Annotated in this window: 18 protein-coding genes, 1 tRNA gene and 1 pseudogene; 17 read left to right on the plus strand and 3 right to left on the minus strand. The window is 53.8% G+C overall.

All coding sequences use genetic code 11. The features are described 5' to 3' along the window. Positions 1 to 95: 95 nt before the first annotated feature. The 3 genes from M6F29_RS02760 to M6F29_RS02770 all read left to right on the plus strand — a co-directional run bounded on the left by M6F29_RS02760 (position 96) and on the right by M6F29_RS02770 (position 1342). The gene (locus M6F29_RS02760) at positions 96 to 701 is read left to right on the plus strand and encodes a glutathione S-transferase N-terminal domain-containing protein (protein WP_297479261.1); all 606 of its coding nucleotides are present in this window, start codon (positions 96 to 98) and stop codon (positions 699 to 701) included. Between the two features lie 4 nt (positions 702 to 705). Beyond that, positions 706 to 1245: a ClpXP protease specificity-enhancing factor gene (locus M6F29_RS02765; RefSeq protein ID WP_298157276.1), complete on the plus strand. Its 540-nt coding sequence runs from the start codon at positions 706 to 708 to the stop codon at positions 1243 to 1245. Between the two features lie 21 nt (positions 1246 to 1266). Next, positions 1267 to 1342: transfer RNA gene (locus M6F29_RS02770), tRNA-Thr, on the plus strand. A 165-nt stretch (positions 1343 to 1507) separates the two neighbouring features. Here the strand turns inward: M6F29_RS02770 and M6F29_RS02775 are convergent. After that, a pseudogene (locus M6F29_RS02775) lies at positions 1508 to 1645 on the minus strand (ISL3 family transposase); the annotation flags it as partial. Positions 1646 to 1880: 235 nt separating this feature from the next. Here M6F29_RS02775 and M6F29_RS02780 point away from each other — a divergent pair. The 12 genes from M6F29_RS02780 to M6F29_RS02835 all read left to right on the plus strand — a co-directional run bounded on the left by M6F29_RS02780 (position 1881) and on the right by M6F29_RS02835 (position 17208). Further along, the gene (locus M6F29_RS02780) at positions 1881 to 4196 is read left to right on the plus strand and encodes a tetratricopeptide repeat protein (protein ID WP_298157278.1); all 2316 of its coding nucleotides are present in this window, start codon (positions 1881 to 1883) and stop codon (positions 4194 to 4196) included. A gap of 75 nt (positions 4197 to 4271) precedes the next feature. After that, positions 4272 to 4832 carry a dTDP-4-dehydrorhamnose 3,5-epimerase gene (gene rfbC / locus M6F29_RS02785; RefSeq protein WP_366525925.1) on the plus strand — a complete coding sequence of 187 codons (561 nt, stop codon included), beginning with the start codon at positions 4272 to 4274 and terminating at the stop codon, positions 4830 to 4832. Beyond that, positions 4829 to 6055 carry a class I SAM-dependent methyltransferase gene (locus tag M6F29_RS02790; protein ID WP_298157283.1) on the plus strand — a complete coding sequence of 409 codons (1227 nt, stop codon included), beginning with the start codon at positions 4829 to 4831 and terminating at the stop codon, positions 6053 to 6055. The genes rfbC and M6F29_RS02790 overlap by 4 nt, the downstream gene beginning before the upstream one ends. Before the next feature lie 351 nt (positions 6056 to 6406). Then, positions 6407 to 7303: a thiamine pyrophosphate-dependent dehydrogenase E1 component subunit alpha gene (locus tag M6F29_RS02795; RefSeq protein ID WP_298157286.1), complete on the plus strand. Its 897-nt coding sequence runs from the start codon at positions 6407 to 6409 to the stop codon at positions 7301 to 7303. Positions 7304 to 7305: 2 nt separating this feature from the next. After that, positions 7306 to 8298 carry an alpha-ketoacid dehydrogenase subunit beta gene (locus M6F29_RS02800; protein ID WP_297497076.1) on the plus strand — a complete coding sequence of 331 codons (993 nt, stop codon included), beginning with the start codon at positions 7306 to 7308 and terminating at the stop codon, positions 8296 to 8298. After that, positions 8295 to 9410, plus strand: a complete 1116-nt coding sequence (locus M6F29_RS02805) for a biotin/lipoyl-containing protein (RefSeq protein ID WP_298157289.1) — start codon at positions 8295 to 8297, stop codon at positions 9408 to 9410. Before M6F29_RS02800 ends, M6F29_RS02805 begins: the two co-directional genes overlap by 4 nt. Positions 9411 to 9414: 4 nt before the next feature. Next, on the plus strand, positions 9415 to 10197 hold the full coding sequence (locus M6F29_RS02810) for a TylF/MycF/NovP-related O-methyltransferase (protein ID WP_298157291.1): 783 nt from the start codon (positions 9415 to 9417) through the stop codon (positions 10195 to 10197). Between the two features lie 136 nt (positions 10198 to 10333). Continuing rightward, positions 10334 to 11182, plus strand: a complete 849-nt coding sequence (locus M6F29_RS02815) for an NAD-dependent epimerase/dehydratase family protein (protein WP_298157294.1) — start codon at positions 10334 to 10336, stop codon at positions 11180 to 11182. Then, positions 11166 to 11918, plus strand: coding sequence for a cephalosporin hydroxylase family protein (locus tag M6F29_RS02820; RefSeq protein ID WP_298157296.1), 753 nt, complete (start codon positions 11166 to 11168; stop codon positions 11916 to 11918). The genes M6F29_RS02815 and M6F29_RS02820 overlap by 17 nt, the downstream gene beginning before the upstream one ends. Positions 11919 to 11976: 58 nt before the next feature. After that, positions 11977 to 12750, plus strand: a complete 774-nt coding sequence (gene rfbF / locus M6F29_RS02825) for a glucose-1-phosphate cytidylyltransferase (RefSeq protein ID WP_297496876.1) — start codon at positions 11977 to 11979, stop codon at positions 12748 to 12750. After that, a complete protein-coding gene (gene rfbG / locus M6F29_RS02830; protein ID WP_298157299.1) occupies positions 12747 to 13829 on the plus strand; it encodes a CDP-glucose 4,6-dehydratase in 1083 nt (360 codons plus the stop codon). The genes rfbF and rfbG overlap by 4 nt, the downstream gene beginning before the upstream one ends. Before the next feature lie 379 nt (positions 13830 to 14208). Further along, entirely contained in the window at positions 14209 to 17208 is a 3000-nt protein-coding gene (locus M6F29_RS02835; RefSeq protein ID WP_298157302.1) for a bifunctional diguanylate cyclase/phosphodiesterase, read from the plus strand. Here the strand turns inward: M6F29_RS02835 and M6F29_RS02840 are convergent. Both M6F29_RS02840 and M6F29_RS02845 read right to left on the minus strand, forming a co-directional pair. Beyond that, positions 17197 to 17640, minus strand: coding sequence for an EVE domain-containing protein (locus tag M6F29_RS02840; RefSeq protein ID WP_298157304.1), 444 nt, complete (start codon positions 17638 to 17640; stop codon positions 17197 to 17199). The two genes, M6F29_RS02835 and M6F29_RS02840, sit on opposite strands and share 12 nt — an antisense overlap. Before the next feature lie 56 nt (positions 17641 to 17696). Continuing rightward, complete coding sequence (locus tag M6F29_RS02845; protein ID WP_298157306.1) at positions 17697 to 19268, minus strand: efflux transporter outer membrane subunit; 1572 nt, start codon at positions 19266 to 19268, stop codon at positions 17697 to 17699. Positions 19269 to 19400: 132 nt separating this feature from the next. On the opposite strand from M6F29_RS02845, the gene M6F29_RS02850 reads away from it, so the two are divergent. Together M6F29_RS02850 and M6F29_RS02855 are read left to right on the plus strand one after the other, a co-directional pair. Then, positions 19401 to 20603 (plus strand): efflux RND transporter periplasmic adaptor subunit, encoded by a 1203-nt coding sequence (locus tag M6F29_RS02850; RefSeq protein ID WP_298157308.1) that lies wholly within the window; start codon positions 19401 to 19403, stop codon positions 20601 to 20603. A 12-nt stretch (positions 20604 to 20615) separates the two neighbouring features. Then, a complete protein-coding gene (locus M6F29_RS02855) occupies positions 20616 to 23834 on the plus strand; it encodes an efflux RND transporter permease subunit (protein WP_298157310.1) in 3219 nt (1072 codons plus the stop codon). Position 23835 lies beyond the last annotated feature (1 nt).

Genomic DNA, 23835 nt, shown 5'->3' on the forward strand with positions numbered 1-23835 from the left:
CTGCTGATACTATTTTTGGTTGCGCGTGCCCTAAAACGAGAATTCTGGAAAGATATCCATTAGAATGGGAGATTGTCCAAGTTGAGACGTATCCTATGATGACCTTATATTCTGGGACGACCTGTCCCTTCAGCCAACGCAGTCGCATCGTGCTGTACGAGAAAGGTATGGATTTTCAGATCGTGGATGTGGACGTGTTCAATCTGCCTGAAGAGATTGCGGTGATGAATCCCTATAACCGCTTACCCGTTCTGGTGGAGCGCGACCTCACGCTGCACGAATCGAATATCATCAATGAGTATATCGACGAGCGTTTCCCTCACCCGCAGTTGATGCCACCGGAACCCGTCATGCGCTCCCGGGCGCGGCTGTTTCTGCATCGCTTCGAAGTGGAACTGTTCAGCCATGTGGTCACCCTGGAATCCGGGGCCGCGGCCAAAGGCCTAGCAGACAAGGCCCGGGCGTCCTTGCGCGACAATCTGACGCAAATCGTGCCAATCTTTGTCAAGCAGAAGTTTATGCTGGGTGAAGATTTCACCATGCTGGATGTGGCCATTGCGCCTCTTTTGTGGCGCCTGGATCACTACCAGATCCAGTTGCCCAAGCAAGCCGCCCCCCTGCTCAAGTACGCCGAGCGGATTTTTTCCCGCCCTGCTTTCATCGATTCCATGACACCGGCTGAAAAGGCCATGCGGAAGTAAGACCGTGTCCCGTTCAACCAAACCCTATCTGGCTCGTGCGCTTTGGGAGTGGTGCGAGGACAACACCATGACTCCCCTCCTGCATGTTCTGGTGGAGGGAACGGGCGCACGGGTGCCCCCGGCCTTCGTCAAGGAAGGCCAGATCATTCTCAACATCAGTGGTTCCGCTACGCGCCAACTTTCCATGAACAATGGGGGCATCGAGTTCAATGCCCGCTTCAACGGAAGGGCGGAGCAGGTCTGGGTGCCCTGGAAGGCCGTGCTGGGACTTTTTTCCCGGGAAACAGGGGAAGGCATGGCCTTTCCTCCAGATGAGCATGAATGGGATGAAGCATCTTCCAACGTTTCCCCGGTTACCGAGGGGCCTGCCTTGAGTTTGGCGATTTCCCGTCTTTCCTCTGAAGAGACAGAAGAAAATCCCTTACAGGATTCCTTCTCTATCGAGGAAGCCAAGAAAACTACCGGAGAGGGATTGGTTTCTGCAATTGAATCGAAAAAAGAAACTTCGTCAACAAAAAAACCCACACTTACGCTGGTTAAATGAGATAATACGCGCCATCGCCGTGCCGGCATAGCTCAGTTGGTAGAGCAGTTGATTTGTAATCAGAAGGTCCTGGGTTCGATTCCTAGTGCCGGCACCAATAAAATAAATGGCTTAAAGAAACAAACTCCAAGCCATTTTTCATTTTTTAGCACTGGTGGGGCACTCACCAAAAACAATACCCAACACCCCGACCGGACCGCCACCCCTTCCTTTCCAGTCCACCTGCGTTGGCGATCTCTATCAAGGTTGGAATATGTGGCCCTTACGCAACTGTTTCGGTAACACCATTGGTTGAAGCCGCACCCAGAAATGGTGTTGCCAAACGTACACCGCCACCCATCTTATGGGCATGTTTTGCATACAGTGTTTTTGCCCGGATGATTTCGTAGTTGGTCGGGCGCGGATTGAACGCTTGTCTGCGCATTCCCCTTGCTCACCTTGTGCGCCTGAAAGCGAGGTGAGTTCCGAACCAGTATTGCACCAGCAGGGGGTCGCGGACATTACTACTTTGCGCTAACAGGAACCCATCGGCTACATACCGCCCGCCGAAGCTGAGGTAAACTACTATCGGTGATTAGTGAAGGCCAAAAAATGGTAGTCAACTTGCCCAAAAAAGACAAAGACAATATCGCAATATGAGCCGAAAACGACAACAGGCAGCGGCAAACCAGGTGGTAAGCAGCCCGACAGCCATTGAACGCCTGTTTGCTCAGGCACTGTCCCTTCATCAGCAAGCGCTTTTAGCAGATGCAGAGTTGCTGTACATGAAGATCCTTGAGCGCGACCCTAGCCATGTGGCCACTTTGCAGTTGATGGGCATGGTTGCCGTCCAGACTGGGCGAAACGATATTGCTGAAAGTTTTTTAAGGAAGGCGATTGGCCTGAAGGATTCCGATCCGACGATACACTTTATCCTTGCCGGTATGCTGCTAGAACAAGATAAGTTGGAACAAGCTATGGCGCATTGTATGCGAGCACTGGCACTCAAGCCAAACTTTGCCGAGGCATACCTCAAACTGGGAGATATTTTCCAGAGGTTAGGCAAACTACCGGAGTCCGAATCCAGTTGGCGTCAGGTGTTGGCTCTCAAGCAGGATTCTGCCGAGGCGTATGGCAAGTTGGCGATGATTTTCGATGCGCAAGGCAGACGACAGGAAGCTGAAGCTTTCTGTCGTCAAGCCTTGGATCTTGATCCGAATAATGCAGAGACCTGCAATAACCTGGCTGGAATTATTTATAAGCAGGAAAGGTTTTCAGAAGCTGAAGCTTTCTGTCGTCAGGCATTAAAACTCAAACCGGACTACGCCGAGGCGCACAACAACCTGGGCAGTGCCCTTGAAGAACTAGGGCAACTTGAGGATGCTATGGCGAGCTATCGCCGGGCGCTGGAGATCAGACCCGATTTGGCCGAGGCGCACAACAACCTGGGCAATGCCCTGAATGGCCTAGGGCGATTCGACGATGCGGTAGCCAGCTATCGCCGGGCGCTGGAAATCAGGCCCGACTACGCCGAGGCGCACAACAACCTGGGCGCCACTCTCAAGGATCTGGGGCGGACGGACAAAGCTGAGGCAAGCCACCGGCGGGCGCTGGAGTACAAGCCGGATTTTGCCGAGGCCTACAACAACCTGGGCAACGTCCTCAGTGACCAGGGGCGCTTCGCCGAGGCCGAGGCCAGCCTCCGCCGGGCGCTGGAAATTAAGCCTGATTACGCCGAGGCGCAGAGCAACCTGCTGTTCTGCCTGAACTACCACCCCGATTTGAGCGCGGAAGAGATCTATCGGGCGTACCAGGAGTACGATGTGTCCTTCGGCATTCCGTTGCGTTCGACTTGGCGCACGCATACCAACGACAAGACTCCGAATCGCCGCCTGCGGGTGGGTTACGTCTCTCCCGACTTCCGGTATCACTCCTGCCGCTCCTTTTTGGAGCCGCTGCTGGCCCACCACGACAAGACCCGGGTGGAAGTGTATGCCTACGCCGAAATGAAGAAAGCAGACGACGTGACCGCGCGCTACCAAGGCTACGCTGAGCACTGGATCCCCACAAAGGGCGTGAGTGACGAGGCGCTGGCGGAACGCATTCGCAACGATGGCATTGATATTCTGGTTGATCTGGCGGGTCATACGGCGGGCAACCGGTTATCCGTATTCGCCTGCAAACCTGCCCCCGTTTCACTGAGTTGGCTAGGCTACGGCTACACCACCGGATTAAGTGCCATCGACTACTATCTTACCGATGCAGCCAGCGTTCCTGCGGGCAGCGAGGGATTGTTTGCCGAGCAACCCTGGCGCATCGTCACACCTGCCCACAGCTACCGCCCGACGGCTGGCATGGGCGAGGTCAGCGACCTTCCCGCCCACCGTCGTGGCTATATCACCTTTGGCACACTGACCCGTTCGGTACGCATCAACCACCATACGATACGGGTGTGGTCGGAGTTATTGAAACGTGTGGATGGCTCGCGGTTGGTGATCGACAGCCTCAATTTTAAAGATCCCGCGATGCAAGCGCGATTGGCAGCAAGATTCGCAGCGCAAGGTATAGTTCGTGAGCGGCTGGAACTTGGCTACCACAGTCCGCCATGGGATGTGCTTGCCGGCATCGACATCGGGCTAGATTGCTTCCCTCACAATTCCGGTACCACTTTGTTCGAATCGCTGTACCTGGGCGTGCCATTCATCACCTTGGCGGGACGGCCTTCAGTAGGCCGCCTGGGTAGCAGTATCCTGCGGGGGATAGGGCATCCCGAATGGATAGCCGGGAGCGAAGGCGAGTATGTGGACAAGGCCGCGGAATTGGCGACCGACTTGGGGCGACTGGCAGTACAGCGGGCAGCGCTACGCACTGAGATGGAACGCAGTCCGCTACTGGACGAAGCGGGTTTTGCACGCAAGGTGGAAGATGCGTACCGGCAGATGTGGCAACGCTGGTGTACACGCGATGCGTAACGCAGTGTGTATTGCTCAGACAGTGACTCGGAAGTGACATTGAAGGATCAAGGAAAGTTTGGCTTACCAGATAATATGGCGCGTTTCGATTTTATTCAGACCCCATTAACTGGGCTGGTCCTGGCGCAACGCAAGGCGATAGAAGACCATCGGGGGTTTTTGTCGCGCTTCTATTGCGCGGAAGAGTTTGGCGCAGTAGGGATCACAAAAAATATTGCCCAGATCAATCACACTCTCACGCGTAAAAAAGGCGTGGTGCGTGGATTGCATTTTCAGTTTCCCCCACATGCGGAGGCCAAGTTGGTGAGCTGCTTGAAGGGGGAAATATGGGATGTTGCGGTCGATCTGCGGCGCGACTCACCCACATTCCTACATTGGCACAGCGAGGTTCTCTCGGCTACAAATCGCAGAAGCCTGCTCATTCCGGAAGGCTACGCACATGGATTCCAGACGCTGACCGAGGATTGTGAGTTATTTTACTTGCACACCGCTGCCTATCACCCTGAGGCGGAAGGCATGCTGAATGCGGCCGATCCAAGACTGAACATTGCCTGGCCTTTGCCGATAAATGATCTCTCCGAGCGAGACCGCGAGCATCCTTTTATTGCGCAAAATTTCCAGGGGGTCATTTTATGAAATGTCGCCATTGTCAGACCGAATTAACATTGCAACTCATTGACCTTGGTTCTGCACCCCCTTCCAATGCGTACCTCACCCAATCGACAATGCGCAGAGCGGAAAAATGGTTTCCGTTGAAGGTGCTGGTTTGCGAATCCTGTTGGTTGGTGCAGGCCGAATCGTATTCAAAAGCGGCAGAACTGTTTAATGACGAATATGCCTACTTCAGCTCTTTTTCCGACCAATGGTTGAAGCATGCCGAAAACTATGTAAATACGATGATGGATCGTTTTGCACTGACGGCTGATAGCCATGTGATTGAGGTGGCCTCGAATGACGGATACTTGCTGCAATATGTAAAGCAACGAGGCATTCCCTGTCTGGGTATCGAGCCAACCGCAAGTACCTCTGAAGCGGCACGCCTTAAGGGGATCGATACAATTGAAGAGTTTTTTGATGTCAGTCTTGCTGGTAGCCTGGTAAACCAGGGTAAGCAAGCCGATTTGATAGCCGCCAACAATGTGTTGGCGCATGTGCCTGATATCAACGGTTTCGCAGCAGGGTTTGCCACATTGCTCAAGCCGCAGGGTGTAGCCACCTTTGAGTTTCCTCACCTCATGCATCTAATTGAAGGCAGGCAGTTTGATACGATTTATCATGAGCACTTTTCATACCTCTCCTTTTCCGCTGTAGTAAGTATTCTTAATACAAACGGGCTCTCGGTTTTTGATGTCGAAGAACTGGATACTCACGGCGGCAGCCTTCGTGTTTTTGCACAAAGAAAAGATATGGGTAAGCATCCCGTCAATAGTAGAGTAACAGGGCTACTCAACATAGAAGCCGCTGCGGGAATGAACCGTACAACTTATTACGAAGGCTTTCAGGCGCACGCGGACATGGTTAAAAACGACTTCCTCAGTTTCTTGCTGGGAGCCAAGAGAGCAGGCAAGACAGTAGCCGGATATGGCGCGGCGGCCAAGGGCAATACTTTGCTGAACTATGCCGGCGTGCGTCCAGATCTGTTGCCTTATGTGGTGGATCGCAATCCTGCCAAGCAGGATAAATTTCTACCGGGTTGCCGCATCCCGATTGTTGCCGAAGCGCATCTAAAACAAATTCGACCCGACTATGTGGTGATCCTGCCCTGGAACTTGCGCGAAGAAGTGATGGTGCAACTGGGATATATACGCGAGTGGGGAGGGCAGTTCGTAACGGCAGTGCCAAATATTGAATTTGTGTAGGCATGGAATCCATGCCAATAAAATTATCCGGGAAAATACAACGCCGGCAATTTAGCGCTTACAATAATGCCGAGGTTGGAGCGATGAAGGTGCTTTTTGAGCGAATGGTGGCTGGAGCAGTGGGTACTCGACGACTATGGCTGGCTGGCATATTGAGCACAAAAACTGGCGTTAGATCCTTGGTTTGAGAAATGAGGTTACCGGGTTCTGGAGCTTCCTACAGGGCAAGGTTGGTCATTAAATAAATATTTTTGCTTTGCAGGGGAATTGGTTATGGAAGGCACTTGCTGACTCACGTAAGGATGATTCGGGTGTGATTGTGAATTTACAACATCAACCGTGGAAGGACGTATGCTGACGTCAGTAAGTAACAGGCAGGAGTTATTGCGGAATTTTTTCCACGAAATGTTCCGTATTCGGGTTGTCGAGGAAACACTTCTCAACTTGTTCGCTCATGGCGCCATTGGCGGCACGGTGCATACCTGTCTGGGCCAGGAAGCGGTAGCAGTCGGGGTGACTTCTGCCCTTAACCGGGAAATGGATATCATTTGTTCAAATCACAGAGGGCACGGCCATTTCCTGGCCTATTGCAGAGATGGCCGGGGCTTGATAGCGGAGATACTCGGCCAGCCCTCGGGCGTTTGTGGGGGTATTGGCGGAAGTCAACATCTGCAAAAGAAGAACTTTTATTCCAATGGGATTTTGGGAGGGATGGCGCCTGTTGCCGTGGGGATGGCCTATGCAGAGAAGTTGAAGGGCAGTGGGGCGGTGGTGGTGCAATTCATGGGTGATGGGGCGATGGCGGAGGGTGCGGTTTATGAAGCATTGAACATGGCTTCTTTATGGGGTCTGCCCATCATGTTCGCAGTTGAAAATAATCAGTATGCCCAAAGCACTCATTGGAGCGCGCAACATTCGGGCGCGCTGGAGCAGCGTAGCGAGGCATTCGGCGTGCCTGTTAGCGATATCGATGGCAACGATGTGGAAGGTGTGTATGACACGGCACGGCGGCTGATCCGGGAAATTAGGTCACAATGCGCCCCACGTTTACTCTTCATGCGCACTTATCGGCTCGGGCCTCATAGCAAGGGAGATGACTTGAGGGATCCGCAGGAACTTGACTATCACCTTCAGCAAGAACCTTTGTACCGCTTGCGAAAGAATCTTGACCCGTCTTGGGTTACAGATGTTGAGAGGCAAGTGCGCCAAGAGGTGGCGATGTTGGTGGACGATTTGAGAAGAAGTTGATCGTGGCAAGTTATTTGATGGAGTTGCAGTTAGGGTTGGCCGAGGCGTTGACGGCTAATGAGAAGGTGGTCGTTCTCGGCGAGGATTTGGTAGACCCTTATGGCGGAGCATTCAAGGTCACCAAGGGATTGTCTACCCGCTTTCCTGGGCGGGTCATCAGTACACCGATTTGCGAGGGCGGTTTCACTGGCGTGGCCGTAGGGATGGCTCTGCGCGGTTTCCGCCCAGTCGTGGAAATCATGTTTGGGGATTTTCTAACCCTTTGCGCCGATCAGATCGTCAATCACATGACCAAGTTTCCTGGCATGTTTAACGGACAGGTGAAGGTGCCGCTGGTGATTCGGACTCCAATGGGCGGTGGGCGTGGCTATGGTGCAACTCATAGCCAGAGTCTGGAAAAGATGTTTCTAGGGTTACCAGGCATAAAGGTGGTGGCACCCAGCCATGTGCATGCTGCGGGCGACATCTTGCAGTATGCAATCCTCGCGGACGATGACCCAGTGCTATTCATCGAAAATAAACTACTTTATCCCTTGGATCGATACGCTCATGTTCTCATGGAACAAAGCGCCGAGATACCGGGTTATCCTACAGTAGCATTACGGAATTTCGGTTCCGGTCAGCCGGACGTTATAGTCATATCCTATGGGGGGCTGAGTCGTGAACTTGTACCCCTGTTGGAGAAATTGCGGAGCGATGAACTCAACGTAACTGCAGTTTTCCCGTCAAGTTTGTGGCCGGTGCCGATCAAAACTTTGGTGCGCTATGGTGCTCAGTGTGGGCGCTTGGTTATTTGCGAGGAAGGAACTACGGGATTCAATTGGGGTAGTGAGGTGGCGGTTCTGCTTTACGATGCTCTGCGTGGCAATTTGCTGGCGCCCATTACCCGGTTGGCGGCTGCATCGCAGGTGATTCCTGCGGCCCGCCAACTGGAAATGGAAGTCTTGGTTACCGCTGGAAAAATTGAAAATGCAATATGGGAGTTGATGTCATGACCACAGTTGTGCGTATGCCGTCGCTAACTGCCAATGAGGATCAGGCGGTTATTGTCGACTGGCGCATTGACGATGGGGCTCCGGTCAACCGAGGCGAGGAAGTTTGTATCGTCGAAACCACCAAGGTTACCTATGAAGTGGTAGCCGAAGCCGATGGGTTTCTTCGGCATCTGGTAGAAATAGGTCAAGTCGTCAAAAACAACCAGACCATTGCGATGATTACGGCAACACCGGATGAGGACTATGCGGTTTTACTGGCCTCATTGGAAAAAACGGAATCGGTAACGACTGATCGGCGCTGGACCAAGAAGGCGGAACTGGTGGCAAAGAAACTTGGCGTGGATATGAGCATTCTGGTCGCCAAGTTCCCTGACCGTGTTATCACCGAAGCGGACGTGTTGGCGTCCAATAAACCGGTTTTTGAGGGCAGGGATTTGGTGGAAGATGCTTACCCCGGCTTGCGACCCCAGCGCATTTTACTGATCGGTGCGGGCGCGGGTGGTGGCTTCGTGACCTTGGATGTGATTTCACGAGTGCAGCATCAGCGTGCAGTCGGTATTCTCGACAACAATGCCGCGTTGCATGGCAAGACCATGATGGGCGTGCCAATTCTCGGTCCCAATAGCATGGCTGCAGAGTTCTGGGAAAAGAGGGTTTTTGATGCAGCAATAATCTGCATTACGGCCAATATCGCAGATCGCGCTGCCATTTTCGAGGATATGCGGGCCAAGGGTATTCGCTTTGCTAATGTGATAGACCCCTCCACGATAGTCAAGAACTATGTGTCCATGGGTGAGGGTAATCTGATTATGGGAAACGGTTACTTGGCGCCTTCTTGCGTCTTGGGTGATAACAACTTCCTCGCCAGCCATGTCTGCATAGAGCATCATACCAAGGTTGGCAGCCATTGCACCTTTGGTCCGCGATCAACCACGGCGGGAGCCGTGACGATTGGTGATCGGGTAAAGTTCGGTATGGGTGTTCTGGTGGAGCCCTACTTGACCATCGGAGATAATTGCCTGATCCCTTCAGGATGTGTACTCACTAACAATATTCCGCCCAACTCTGTGGTCAAGATGCAATTTAGCCAGACCATTAAAGCAAGAGATTAATATCATGACAGATGAAGCGAAAGATCCATCACGTTTTCGTCAAGCCGGGCAAAATACGGAGGCTGAGCGCAGTTATCGTCAGGACATGCAGCGCTATTTCGATGAAAGTGCCGGAACTAGTTACGAAAAGATCGAAAATTTTCCAAAATACCTGTCGCGTCAATCCTTGGCGCGCTATCTGGCGCTTTATGACATTTTTTGCAAGGCACTGACTGTACAGGGGGACGTTGTTCAGTGTGGTCTCAGTTGGGGCGGTTCTTTGATGTACTTCGGATTGCTTTCCGCCGTTCTTGAGCCGGTCAATTTGCAGCGGCGAGTGATCGGGTTCGACACCTTTGAGGGATTTCCTTCGATTCATGATAAAGATCATCAAGTCTCCCAACTGAAGAGTGCAGAAATGCGTGTTGGTGGTTTTGTTGCCGACGCTTATTCAGATTTGTGTCGCGCAGTTGAACTATTCGATCAAAATCGCTTTGTTGGGCATGTGAATAAAATGGTGCTTGTCAAAGGTGATGCTTGTCAAACTATTCCAGAGTTTTTGGTGGCCAATACCCATACCGTTGTCTCGCTCCTTCATCTGGATTTTGACCTGTATGAGCCCACGCGAGTAGCCCTGGAGCATTTTCTGCCTCGCATGCCCAAGGGAGCGGTGCTGGTGTTTGATGAACTGAACAACCGAACTTGGCCAGGGGAAACCACAGCGGTTATCGAAGCTTGCGGCTTGAGAAACCTCAGGGTACAGCGTTTTCCCTTTGAACCATATCTTTCCTATGCGGTATTGGGGTAATGCATTTCACACTGGTCGGATCAATCCGACTTGTTGGATTGAGCTTGGAGGATAACCTTATGGCGAGAAGTCATTCCCCGACCCGGGTTGGTGATTCGTCAAATAGACGACTGTTTCATTTACCGAGATGGCGTGAATGATGTTTACGGTACTTGGCTCTGGTGGTTTTATCGGCGGCCAATTGGTGGATGCTCTTGAAGCAATAGACAGGGCAGCTGTCTATGCGCCGCTACCCAAAGATGGGGCGGATATTTCCGACGAAATATTTGACCGCGATCTAGGTCATGTTTTTTATTGTATTGGGCTCACCGCAGATTTTCGAAGCCGCCCTTTAGATACGGTAAAGGCGCATGTATGTTTATTGAGGAGACTGCTTGATCGAGGCCGGTTTGAGTCGCTAACTTATTTGTCCAGCACGCGGGTTTATGAAGGTGCTGCAACGACTGATGAATCGACAATGTTGCAGGTGGATCCGACAAACCCAGGGCACCTCTACAATTTAAGCAAGTTGATGGGCGAGTCCTTGTGTCATGCAAGCGGGCATAATGCCAGGGTGGTTCGCTTGTCGAATGTTTTTGGCCGCGCCATGCCGGCGCAGAATTTCATTAGCCGAGTGTTTCATGAGGCTGCGAGTACAGGGCAAGTTCAATTTCTGACTTCTTCCCGCTCAGCTAAGGATTACGTTTCTGTCAATGACGTGGTGCGCTGGTTGCCGCAGATTGCGCAGCATGGTATTCATTCCACCTACAATGTTGCCAGTGGAACAAACTTGAGCAATGCCGAAATCGCGTCATTGCTGGAACAAAAAAGGATTGTGGTTGGTTTTTCTGAAGGTGCTCCGGATTGGTCATTTCCGGTTATTGACAACAACCGCTTGGTTGAGGAATTTGGCGGTGCGCAGAGTAGTCTGGCCAACGAATTTGAATATTTGTTTGATTGTTTTATCAATCACGATAATGGTATCGAAGATGAACGAATCACTTAACCAGTTTGAGGCGGAAAAAGCTGCCCGCATAGAAGCATTTGGAAAAGACATCGCATTTCAGAATCGATCGCGCGATTGGTTGGAAGAAAGCATGCGCAAGTCATATGTATACAATTTTTCCTGGCTAGGTCGTCCTATCATCCAAAATCCAATCGATATCATGGCAATGCAGGAGATCATCTGGAAGGTAAAACCGGACTTAATTATTGAAACAGGAATTGCTCATGGGGGCTCGCTCGTTTTTTCGGCTTCCATGCTGGAATTGAATGCCGCCTGTGGCGGCCCCTCCGATGCAGAGGTATTGGGTATTGATATCGATATTCGCCCACATAACCGCAAGGCGATCGAAGGACATCCTATGTCCAAGCGCATTGCCATGTTTGAAGGTTCCAGCACTGCACCTGAAGTGATCGCACAAGCGAAGGAAAAAGCGAAGGGAAAGAATCGAATACTTATTTGCCTAGACTCCAACCATACCCATGAACATGTACTCGCTGAATTGGAGGCGTATGCCCCACTTGTCAGCGTTGGAAGTTATTGCGTAGTCTTCGACACGTTTGTGGAGGACGTGCCAGCCTTTGTTTTTAAAAATCGCCCTTGGCATCCAGGTAATAGCCCAAAAACCGCAGTATGGGAATACTTGAAAACTCACCCTGAGTTTGAGATTGATAAAAGCATTCACCAGAAGTTGCTCATTACCGTTGCGCCTGACGGATACCTGAAAAGGATTTCATGATAGAAGCGCGCATAAAACCACCTTTGTATACCGTCTTCCTTAAAATCAGGGATAAAGCATGAAAGCCGTCATACTTGCCGGTGGCCTGGGCACTCGTATCTCAGAAGAGACTCACCTCAAACCAAAACCCATGGTTGAAATCGGCGGAAGGCCGATCCTATGGCACATCATGAAGGTTTATTCACACCACGGGGTCAATGACTTCATCATCTGCTGTGGCTACAAGGGTTACGTCATCAAGGAGTATTTTGCAAACTACTTCCTGCACATGTCGGATGTCACCTTCGACATGATCCATAACAGCATGGAAATCCGCCAACACTACGCAGAGCCATGGCGCGTGACGGTGGTGGACACAGGTGAGGAAACCATGACCGGTGGGCGACTGAAACGGGTATCTCCTTATCTGCATGGGGAGGACACTTTCTGTTTTACTTATGGCGACGGGGTTGGGGACATCAACATCACCCGGCTCATTGCTTTCCACGAGGCGCAGAGAGTAAAAGCCACGCTGACCGCCACCTCGCCACCCGGCCGCTTTGGCGCGTTGGAAACTGATGGTGCCAGGGTGCTCAGTTTCAAGGAGAAGCCTACCGCCGATGATGCCATGATCAGTGGTGGTTTCTTTGTGCTCTCACATGAGGTCATTGATCTCATTCAGGACGACAGCACCCCGTGGGAACAGGGCCCTCTGGAAAAATTGGCCAGAGACGGCCAACTGGCCGCATTTCACCACACGGGTTTTTGGCATCCCATGGACACTCTTCGCGACAAGACTTATCTGGAAGAGTTGTGGGCTTCTGGTCATGCTCCCTGGAAGGTATGGAAATGAATGCAGACTTTTGGGCGGGCAAGCGGGTATTCCTTACGGGCCATACCGGATTCAAGGGAAGCTGGCTCTCACTCTGGCTGCAAAGTCTCGGGGCTGAGCTTACAGGCTGTGCCCTGCCTCCACCCACTGCCCCCAGTTTGTACGAGGCGGCCCAGGTCGGAGAGGGGATGCGCTCGATCATGGCGGACATCCGCGACCTGCCGGCTTTGCAAACCGCCATGCAAGATACGGCCCCCGAGATTGTCATCCACATGGCAGCGCAATCACGGGTGCGCCATTCTTATATCGACCCGGTTGAAACCTATTCCACCAATGTCATGGGGACGGTGCATTTGCTGGAAGCGGTGCGGCATTCTCCCAGTGTCAAGGCGGTGGTCATCATCACGACCGACAAATGCTACGAAAACCGTGAATGGCTCTGGGGTTACCGGGAAAACGAGCCCATGGGGGGTTATGATCCCTATAGCAACAGCAAAGGGTGTGTCGAGCTGGTCAGTTCTGCCTATCGGTTGTCGTTCTTCAACGCCAACACCTACGCGCAGCATGGGGTAGCCGTGGCCACGGCCCGTTCAGGAAATGTCATTGGGGGTGGTGACTGGTCACCGGATCGGTTGATTCCGGATATTCTCGCAGCGTTTGAAAGCGAAAAAATTGCCATGATCCGCAACCCCCAAGCCATCCGCCCTTGGCTCCATGTTCTGGAACCGTTGCGTGGTTATTTGACGCTGGCTGAGCGTCTCTATGAAAGCGGTCCCATGGATGCGGAAGGCTGGAATTTTGGCTGCTGGGACGATGATGTTCAGCCAGTTGGCTGGATCGCTCAGAAAATGGCAGACCTCTGGGGTGGGGGTGCAAGGTGGCAAACGGATGATCGGGATTATCCCCATGAGTCCGCCATCCTCAAACTAGACATCTCGAAAGCCAAAAGCCGCCTTGGCTGGTATCCGGTTCTTCCTCTAGAGGAAGCCTTGGGCCTTATCATTGACTGGTCAAGGCAGCGGCAAGCGGGTGTCGATATCCGGAAGTTGACGCTGGGCCAAATCAACGTCTATCAGGCAATGGCACCAAGTAAAACCTGACCATGTTTTCATTGAATTCCTGTACCTTCTGGCCTTCACTAGTGCCAGAAGATGCTTGGAACTTTCTGCCAGATTGAGAACCTGTTCCAGTGAAATCCGAGTGCAGGGAAGAGTTCCATATTTTTTCGTCGTTCCCACAATGTCATCCGGTTTCCTTCGTGCGGTAACGGTCAATGTAGTCACGGTGACGCCTTCGTGGTTTCTTGATGAACCCCATGGTAATGCGGATTCGCCTTACTTTTAATACCTGTCTTGACAACGGGGTTCGCCATAGTATCCTTATGGACGAGTTGAATATAAATCCGATTCCGGGTGCCCTCGTAGTTGGGTCAAATTCAATGAAAGAGACGGCTGGCAGTGCAACAACAAGGATGCTGTCATGAATCATGGCGTAGAAGACCTCGTGCAACGAATCAAACAACTCCTTCAGGTTGCAAGCGATGGAATTCATATACTTGATCGCCAGGGTTTTCTGATCGAGGGCAGTGACTACTTTTTTACTCTGCTGGGATATTCTCGTGCTGAGGCCATTGGAATGCATGTGTCTCAATGGGACGCCCAGTGGACCCGAAAGGAAGTCATGAACGTCATCGACTTGAATTTTCAGTTGGGCGAAGGGGCCCACCGAACTTTTGAGTCTTTGCACCGCTGCAAGGACGGACGAATCGTCCCCGTAGAGATTACGGCCAGAAGTTATCACGCCGTCCTGGGCGAGCCTCTCCTGTATTGCTCTTCACGGGACATATCGGAACGGCGACAATTTGAAGCTACGTTGCGGTTCAAGCAGTTTGGCATTGATCATGCCGCCGAGCAGATGTTGTGGATCGATCGACAGGGCCGGATTTTGGATGCCAACGAATCCGCTTGTCGCCAACTGGGCTACGCCTATTCTGAACTGGTCCAGATGTCGGTGGGGGATCTGGATCCGTTTTTTACCCCAGATCAGTGGGGCAGACTCTGGGAAAAGTTGAAGGTGCACGGCACGATGTCCCTTGAATCCTCCCAACGACATCGAGATGGCTCAATCTTCCCTACCGAAGTACTGGCCAATTATTTTGAGTACGAAGGTGTGGAATATAATTGCATGCTGGTACGCGATATTTCACGACGGAAGGCCTATGAACAGCGTATTCAGCGACTGACCGACCTTTATCGTGCTCTCAGCGAAATCAATCAGGCCATCGTACGCATGGAAACGAAGGATAAATTGTTTCCCCTGGTGTGCAGGGTGGCGGTGGAGTTTGCCGGGTTCGAAATGGCCTGGATCGGAGTGCCTTCGGAACGGCAGGATGCGATCATGCCTGAAGTATTCTACGGCACGGGGACAGATTATCTGGCAGGCCTCTCCTTCCCCCTGACGCCTTCCGACACGGAGCAACTCGGCCCCGCCGCCATGAGCTTTCGAGAAGCACGAAGTGTCTTCGTCAACGACTTCATGAACGATCCTCTAACCGCCCCCTGGAAAGCAAGGGCGCTGAGGTACGGATGGCGAAGCAGCGCTACTTTTCCGATCATTCAGGGAGATAAGGTAGTGGCAGTGATGGGCGTGTATGCGGCGACTAACGATGCTTTTCATGAGGAAGCCGTAACCGTTCTCGACGAAATGGTACGGGACATTGCTTTTGCCCTGGATACCTTTGACCGTGAATTGGCCAGAAAAAAAGCAGAGCAATCCCTATATGAGCGAGAGCAGCATTTTCGGGCCTATTTTGAACGTTCCATGGTGGGAATGGCCACCTCAGGGGCCGATCGGCGCTGGCTGGAGGTCAACCCCGCACTCTGTGAAATGCTGGGTTACAGCGCTGCCGAGTTGACAGCGATGTCCTGGGAGGACATTACCCATACCGAAGACCTGCTCCTCAATCAGCAGTTGTTTGAGCGGGTGGTTGCTGGCAAGTTGGACGAATATGAATTTGACAACAGGTTTTTCAATAAGAAGGGGGGTATCGTTCATGCGCATGTGGCCGTTCGTGCGGTGCGCAAACCTGCCGGCGAGTTGGACTATCTGGTCGTGTTGGTGGACAACACCACCCTGTTGCGGGAGCAACAGCGGGAACTCGAGCGACGGGTGTATTACGATACCCTGACCAATTTGCCGAATCGTGCCTTGCTGACTGATCGGCTTGAGCATGCCCTGGCCCAGCTCAAACGTTCGAGTGGGCTGGTGGCCGTGTGTTTCATCGATCTGGATGGATTCAAGCAGGTGAATGACGCCTATGGCCATGGACTGGGGGATCATCTTCTGGTGGCCGTGGGGAAAAGAATCCATGACGTCTGTCGTACTACGGACACGGTTGCCCGTTTCGGTGGGGATGAATTCGTGGTGATCATCGAAGGGAACAGCGATCAGTCAGAGTGCCTGTCTCTTTTGCAACGGATTCAGGAAACCATCAGTCAGCCGTTTCAGATCGAAGGTCACTGGCTCCATATTTCGGCAAGCATCGGGGTCACGTTGTGTCCGGATGATGTGTCGGACGGTGAAGTATTGCTACGCCACGCAGATCAGGCCATGTATCTGGCCAAGCAGGCTGGGCGGGACAGGATCTACTTTTTTGACTCGCAAAGCGAACATCTGATGCGGCACCGCATCCATACGCTGGAACGATTGGAACGGGCTCTCGCTCAGGGAGAGTTGCAGTTGTATTACCAACCCAAGGTGGATATGCATCAGGGGCGAGTGATTGGGCTGGAAGCGCTCGTCCGTTGGCACGATCCAATGCGGGGTCTGGTATTGCCCGGAGAATTCATTCCCTTGATCGAGGGCAGCCACTTCGAGGTGGTGTTGTCGGAATGGGTGGTGCGTCAAGCCCTGTGTCAGTTGTCCGAGTGGCATGGCATGGGGCTGGATTTGTCCCTGAGTGTCAATATTCCTGCGCCGCATCTGCGTTCCCCGGGGTTTGTGGATTTTATTCGCGACGAAATGGCCGACTACCCGCAACTTCCACTCCGCGCACTGGAATTGGAAATTCTGGAGACCGCCGCTCTGGGCGATCTCGATGCAGTCATTCAGAAGATGGTGGATTGTATGGGGTTTGGTGTGAGTTTTTCGATCGATGACTTTGGTACAGGGTACGCTTCCCTTTCCTACCTGCGTCGGTTACCGGCGTCGATCATCAAGATCGATCAGGTGTTCATTCGTGACATGTTGCACGATCCTGAAGACCTTTCCATCGTCCAGGGGGTCATCGGGCTGGCCCAGGCATTCCACAAGTCTGTGCTGGCCGAAGGGGTGGAAACCGTCGCGCATGGTCGAAAACTTCTCGAGATGGGGTGCCCTCTGGCGCAAGGGTTCGGGATTGCTCGTCCCATGCCGTCCGCGGAAATTCCTGACTGGATTCGAACCTTCAGGGGATTCCCGGAAGAGCCGTCACAGCAGTAGGTTCTGCAGTGTTTCCCATTCCTGAGGCGTGACCGGGGTGATGGACAAACGATTTCCCTTGGCCAGCACGCGCAGGGTGTGCAGTTCAGGTGACCGGCGCAGTTCGGCAAGGGTCAGCAGGCGTGTTTTATTGACGGCTTGAACATGCACGCAGTGCCAGCGCGGATGCTCCGGGGTGGACCTGGGGTCGAAATAGGGAGAAAGGGGATCGAACTGGCTGGCGTCGGGTTCGGCCAGTCGGGAGACGCGCGCCAATCCTGCAATGCCGGGTGCGGCACAATTGGAATGATAAAACAGGACCCCATCTCCCACTGCCATGTCGCGCATCATGAAATTTCGTGCCTGATAATTGCGTACGCCAAACCACGCCACTTCCTGATTGGGCAGGGTCAGCAAATCATCGAAACTCACTTCGGAAGGTTCGGATTTCATTAACCAGTAATGTATCTCGGCCATGGGATGGGTGGCAGTCGTTCAGCAAATCGGTGTCAAGGGGTGGAGGGTTGAGGGGGAGAGGAGGGTGTGTTTTCGGAAAGCGCTTCCTTGCGTTTCCACCATCCTCCTCCCAGGGCCTGATAGAGAGCTGCCGTGTCGCCAAAGCGATTGACGCGCGCCTGCACCAGGGCCAATTCGGCCTGCTGAAAATTGATCAGGGCGGTAAGTTCGGCCTGAGCATTGACATAACCGACCTCCCGTTGTTGGCGGGTCAGGTCATAGGCGCGTCGGGCGGCTCGTTCCGTTTCGCTGGCCGCTTTCAGGGTGCGGGCATCTGCTTCGATGGCATGCAGGGTATCGGCTACATTCTGGAAGGCGCCAATCACGGTGGTGCGGTATTGGGCAGCGGCTTCCCTGAGAGCGGCTTCGGCGGCGGTTTGATGAGCACTCAGGGTGCCGCCGTCAAAGAGGGTCTGGCTGACATCTCCGATCAGACTGAAGAAACCGGCACCATTGTGAAACATCTGGTTGAATGTGCTGGCTTCTCCCCCAATGAATCCGAAGATCGTGAATTGAGGGAGGCGATTGGAGACGGCCACCCCCACCTGCGCGCTGGCATAGTGAAGTTGTTCCTCGGCCATGCGCACATCGGGACGCTGGTCCACCAATTGGGACGGCAAACTGAGTGGAAGGGAGGAAGGGAGGTGCAGGGAGGCCAACTCGAATTTTTGCGGGATATCCTGATTGGGTAACTGACCAGCCAGGGCACGCAGCAGATCACGGGTTTGTTCGAAGGCCTTTTCGAGCGGCGGCAAACTCTGCTCGGCCTGTGCCAGGGCGGTTTCCTGATTGGCGACATCGATGTCCATGGCATAGCCCAGGCGCGCTTGATCCCTGAGAATGGTCAACATTTCGCGATTGGCCTCGATGATCCGGTGCGTGGCCTCCAGCTGGGCGCGCAGGGAGGCTTCCTGCAAGGCGGCGGCCACCACGTTGGAGGCCAGGGTGATATAGGTGGCTTCCAACTGGTAGCGTTGCTGTTCTTCCTGAGCCTTCATGGACTCAACCTGGCGCCGGTTGGTCCCAAACACATCGGGGGTATACCCTACCATCAACTGGGCCGTATGAAAATTGTAGTAGGCAGGACCGTTGTAGATAGGGCCCGCCGGGTTGCTGTAAGTCTGAATGACCTGGCCATTGCCCTGGATGCCGGGCGAGTTCCCTCCCATGTTTCCAGCCAGTTTGTTGCGTGAAGGCATATAACTGACTCCCACGGTGGGGAAGAAGAACCCTTCCTGGGCGACGGTCATTGACTGGGCCTGAGCCAGGGCCGCCTGCGCTGCCGGAATGGTGGGGTTGTTTTTGAAGGCCAGTTCGATCAGGTCATTGATGTCCTTCGAATGAAACATCGTCCACCAGTCAAAGGGGAGGTCTTTCTGTACGTCAAAATGCTGGGACTCTCCGGCGAGGCCTGGGGTGGCGGCAGAGGCCTCCAGTTTTTCCTGCGGGGTATAGCCGTTCGCCGTGGGTGCCTGCGGACGTTGGAAGTCTGGCCCCATGGTGCACCCACCCAGGATGATCGCCAACAGGAGTGAGTTCGGAAAGAATGAGGGACGACGCAGCATGACGCAAGGGCTCCAAGTCTGATGGGGGCAGTGTACGAGGGTTCCAGCCCCATGAAAACTGTGATTTGTCACAGTAGACGAGGGGAGATGAAAGTCGCATCATTGCGCCAAAATTGGCAGGAGTTCGAGGGTATGACGTTCAAGCATCAAAAATGGGTGATTCCGGGAGGCATCGTCGCCGTCGTCGTGAGCACACTGATCTATTTCTTCAGTGGCAGTACTCAACTTTCCTCCGGCAAGGACAATTCTTCCATCGAACCGAAGGTGTCCGGGCAAACGTTGCAATTGACGGATGCCCAGATGGCGCTGGTCAAGGTGGCGCCCGCCACCCTGCACCCTTTTCTGGCGCAACGGGAGGCCATGGGGGTCATCGCCTTCGATGATGACCAGACCGTACAGGTCTATCCTCCGTATCCAGGTAAAATTCTTCGAAGATTCAAAGAAGTTGGTGATTTTGTCCGAAAAGGGGAGACACTCTATACCCTCGATAGCCCCGACCTGATCCAGGCGGAATCCACCCTGATTGCGGCGGCGGGGGTGCGCGAATTGACGACCCGCGTGCTGGAGCGTGCCAAACAACTTATCGCACTCAAGGGACTGGCGGAAAAGGATTACCAGCAGGCCGTTGCAGACCAGCAAACGGCGGAGGGGAATTACAATGCTGCACGGAATGCCCTGCATTTGTTCGGTAAGTCCGCCCAGGAGATCGACCGTATCGAGGCAACCCGCAAGGTGGATTCGATCCTGGCCATTCCCAGCCACCTCGATGGACGCGTGACGGTAGTTGCCATGTCTGCTGCAGCGGGAACCTACGTGCAACCGGGTACGGCTCCTGCGCCCTACGCCGTTTCCGACCTTTCCACGGTATGGATGCTGGCCAATGTGGCTGAAACCGACATCCCGCTTCTGGAAGTCGGGGAATCCGTGATCGTGCGGGTCATGGCCTTTTCCCAACGAACATTCCAGGCAAAGATCGACAAAATCGGGACGGTGGTGGACTCCAATACCCACCGTCTCCAGGTACGCTGTGTGGTCCGGGATCCCCGTCATGAATTGCATCCCGGGATGATGGCGACCTTTACCATTCGCACGGGGGCCGATATGCAGTCGGTGGGGCTCCCTGAGGGCGGGGTGGTGCGAGAAGGGGATGGATCTTACAGTGCCTGGGTGGCCGAGGGGCAACACCGTTTCAGGCGGCGCTCGGTGACCATCGGCATTCGACAGGAAAATCTGATGCAGATTCTGGAAGGCGTTCAGCCGGGAGAGCAGGTGGCTACCGACGGGGCGATCTTTCTGAGCAATGCTTTTGCGGTCAGCGCCTCGACGGGCGAGTGAGGGTAGAGAGCCGTGTTGAAAAGCATTCTGTTGTTTTCGCTGTCCCGTCGTCCGATTGTGTTATTGGGGCTCCTGGTATTCGTTGCCGGTGGGGTCATGGCCTACCTGAAACTCAATGTGGAAGCCTATCCCAATCCGGCCCCGGTGATTCTCGAGATTACGGCCCAGGCACCCGGTCTCTCGGCCGAGGAAATGGAACGGTACTACACGGTGCCCATGGAAGTGGGGTTGGCGGCAACGCCGGGGGTCGATAACATCCGGTCCACGTCCTTCTATGGACTGTCGTTTATTCGCGTCACCTTCAAATACGGCATCGATTATTATTTTGCCTATACTCAGGCCGCCCTGAGCCTGCAACAGAATGTCAGCCTGCCCAACAATGTTTCCCCCCAAATCCAGGCATCCAGTCTGGTGGGGGAAATTTTTCGGTATCAGGTCGTGGGCCCCCCCCATTTTGGCTTGACCAACCTTCGCACGGTTCAGGATTGGGTGTTGCAACGGCGCTTGCTGACGGTTCCGGGGGTGGTTCAGGTCAACAGTTGGGGTGGGGCCACCAAGGAATTCGACGTAGAAGCGGACCTGCATAAACTGGAAGCCTACAACATTACCATTCCCCAAATGGTGGCGGCCATCGGCAACGCCAACATCAACGTGGGAGGGCGGACCATCAATATCGGCCAGCAGTCCCTCAATATACGGGGGGTTGGCTTGATCGATACCGGGGGAGCGCTGGATCTGACCCAGGGACGACGGGTGACCGATGTGGAAAACATCGTGCTTACACAGTCCAACGGGACACCGGTACTGGTCAAGGATGTGGCTCGGGTCAAGGTGGGGGTGGTGCCCCGCTTGAGCAAGGCCGGACGCGATAGCCAGGATGATGTGGTGGCTGCCATCGTGGTGATGAACCGTACCATGCAAACCAACGACGTGGTGGCCCGGGTCAAGGCCGAAGTGGAAAAAATCAACCGTGACGGCAGTCTTCCCCCGGGTGTCAAGATCGTTCCTTTCTATGACCGGACTTCCCTGGTCAATGTCACCACCCACACCGTACTGCATAACCTGATCTTCGGATGTCTGCTCGTTTTCTTCATTCAGTGGGTTTTTCTGGGAGACCTGCGAAGTGCGCTCATCGTCGGAGTCAATATCCCGTTTGCCCTGTTTTTCAGCATCATCCTGTTGGTCATGACGGGGGAATCCGCCAACCTGCTTTCTCTGGGTGCGGTGGATTTCGGCATCATTGTGGATTCGGCCGTCATTCTGGTGGAAAACATCTTCCATAATTTCCAGAAAAACAAGGCGGATCGCAGTGCCTTGCTCGAGGCCTTACTGGAGGGGAATGAACGGGGGGACAGCCGGATTCTGGAACACGGCTATGGGTGGACCAACCGACTGCGCATGATTTTCATCAGTGTCCTGCAGGTGGATCGAGCTATTATCTTTTCGACCATGATCACCGTGGCCGCTTTCCTGCCCCTCTTTACCATGGAGGGTGTGGAGGGTCAGATTTTCGGTCCGATGGCGCGTACCTACGGATACGCCCTGGCTGGGGCCCTGATTGCGACCTTTACCATTACGCCCGTTCTCTCTTCCTTTTTGTTGCCCAAGGAGGTGCGCGATACGGAAACCCTGGTGGTGCGTTGGCTGCGCGGGCGTTATGTGCCCATTCTGCGCTGGGCCCTGGCACATCGTCAGGCAACCATACTGGGGGGGATGGCCTTTTTGGGGGTCGCGGCGATCCTGTTGCGTTTGATCGGATCGGAATTTCTTCCTGCCCTCGAGGAAGGAAATTTGTGGATCCGGGCGACCATGCCGCCCACCATTTCACTGGAAGCGGGAATGCCGACCGTGACCCGGATCCGACAGATCCTGGACTCCTACCCCGAAGTCATTACGGTGGTTTCTCAGCATGGTCGGCCAGACAACGGGAGTGATGCTTCCAGTTTTGGGAATGCGGAATTTTTCGTGCCACTGAAACCCATGGAGGACTGGCCGGCCGGCGTGACCAAGGAAAAATTGGTGGCGGAATTGCAGAAGCGGTTCGCGCAGGAATTTGTGGGGATAGAATTCAACTTTTCACAGTATATTCAAGATAATGTAGAAGAGGGTCTGTCGGGGGTCAAGGGGGCCAATTCGGTCAAGATCCTGGGCCCGGATCTGGTGGTGCTGGAAAAACTGGCCGATCGGGTGCACGATGAACTGTCCAAGGTCAAGGGGATTGCGGACCTGGGTGTTTTTCGAATCATGGGGCAACCCAATCTCAATATCGTGGTGGACCGGGTGCGGGCTGCCCGTTACGGGCTCAATACCGGCGATGTCAATACGGTGGTCCAGGCGGCTCTGGGTGGCGCCCAGACCACGACGTTGATGGAAAGCGACCGGCAATTTTCCCTGGTGGTACGTCTGGCACCCGAGTTCAGACAGAATATCGATTCGATCCGTCAACTGAAAGTGGCCTATCAAACCCCGACGGGTACCAATGCCTACATTCCCCTCAGCGAGGTGGCGAATATTTCTCTCGATACAGGCGCTTCTTACATCTATCATGAAAAAAACCAGCGTTTCATCCCGGTCAAATTCAGTGTGCGCGGACGGGATATCGGGAGTACGGTACTGGAAGCTCAGCAGGTCGTTGCGCGTCAGGTTCCCTTGCCGCAGGGGTACCGGATCGAGTGGGCCGGAGAGTTTGATGAATTGCAGCAGGCCAAACAGCGGCTTTTTGTGGTGGTTCCCATCGCCTTGGGCCTGATCCTGGTCTTGCTCTATGGTTTGTTCAATTCCGTGCGAGACAGCCTTCTGGTACTGGTGGCCATTCCCTTCTCCGCAGCAGGGGGGGTCATTGCCCTGTACCTGACGGGATTGGATCTGAGCATCTCGGCGGCCATCGGTTTTGTTTCCCTGTTTGGCGTTTCGGTCATGAACGGCATTCTCATCATGACCTACTTCAATGGTCTGGTGAATTCGGGCATGCTTGCAGAGGAAGCCATGTTTACGGCGGCTGAGAAGCGCATGCGCCCACTTCTCATGACGGCGTTGTCGGCGTGTATCGGACTGCTTCCTGCCGCGTTGTCACACGGCATCGGAAGCCAGGTACAACGGCCCCTGGCCATGGTGGTGGTGGGGGGGATGTTGCTGGGGCCGATCATGTTGCTGGTGGTGGCGCCTGCCTTGCAGATGGTATTCCTTGACAAGAGCCGGGGTAAACCCCGGGCCAGGCCAATGGATGAATGAA

This window comes from Ferrovum sp. (genome assembly GCF_027317285.1).
In the GTDB taxonomy this organism is placed as follows: domain Bacteria; phylum Pseudomonadota; class Gammaproteobacteria; order Burkholderiales; family Ferrovaceae; genus Ferrovum.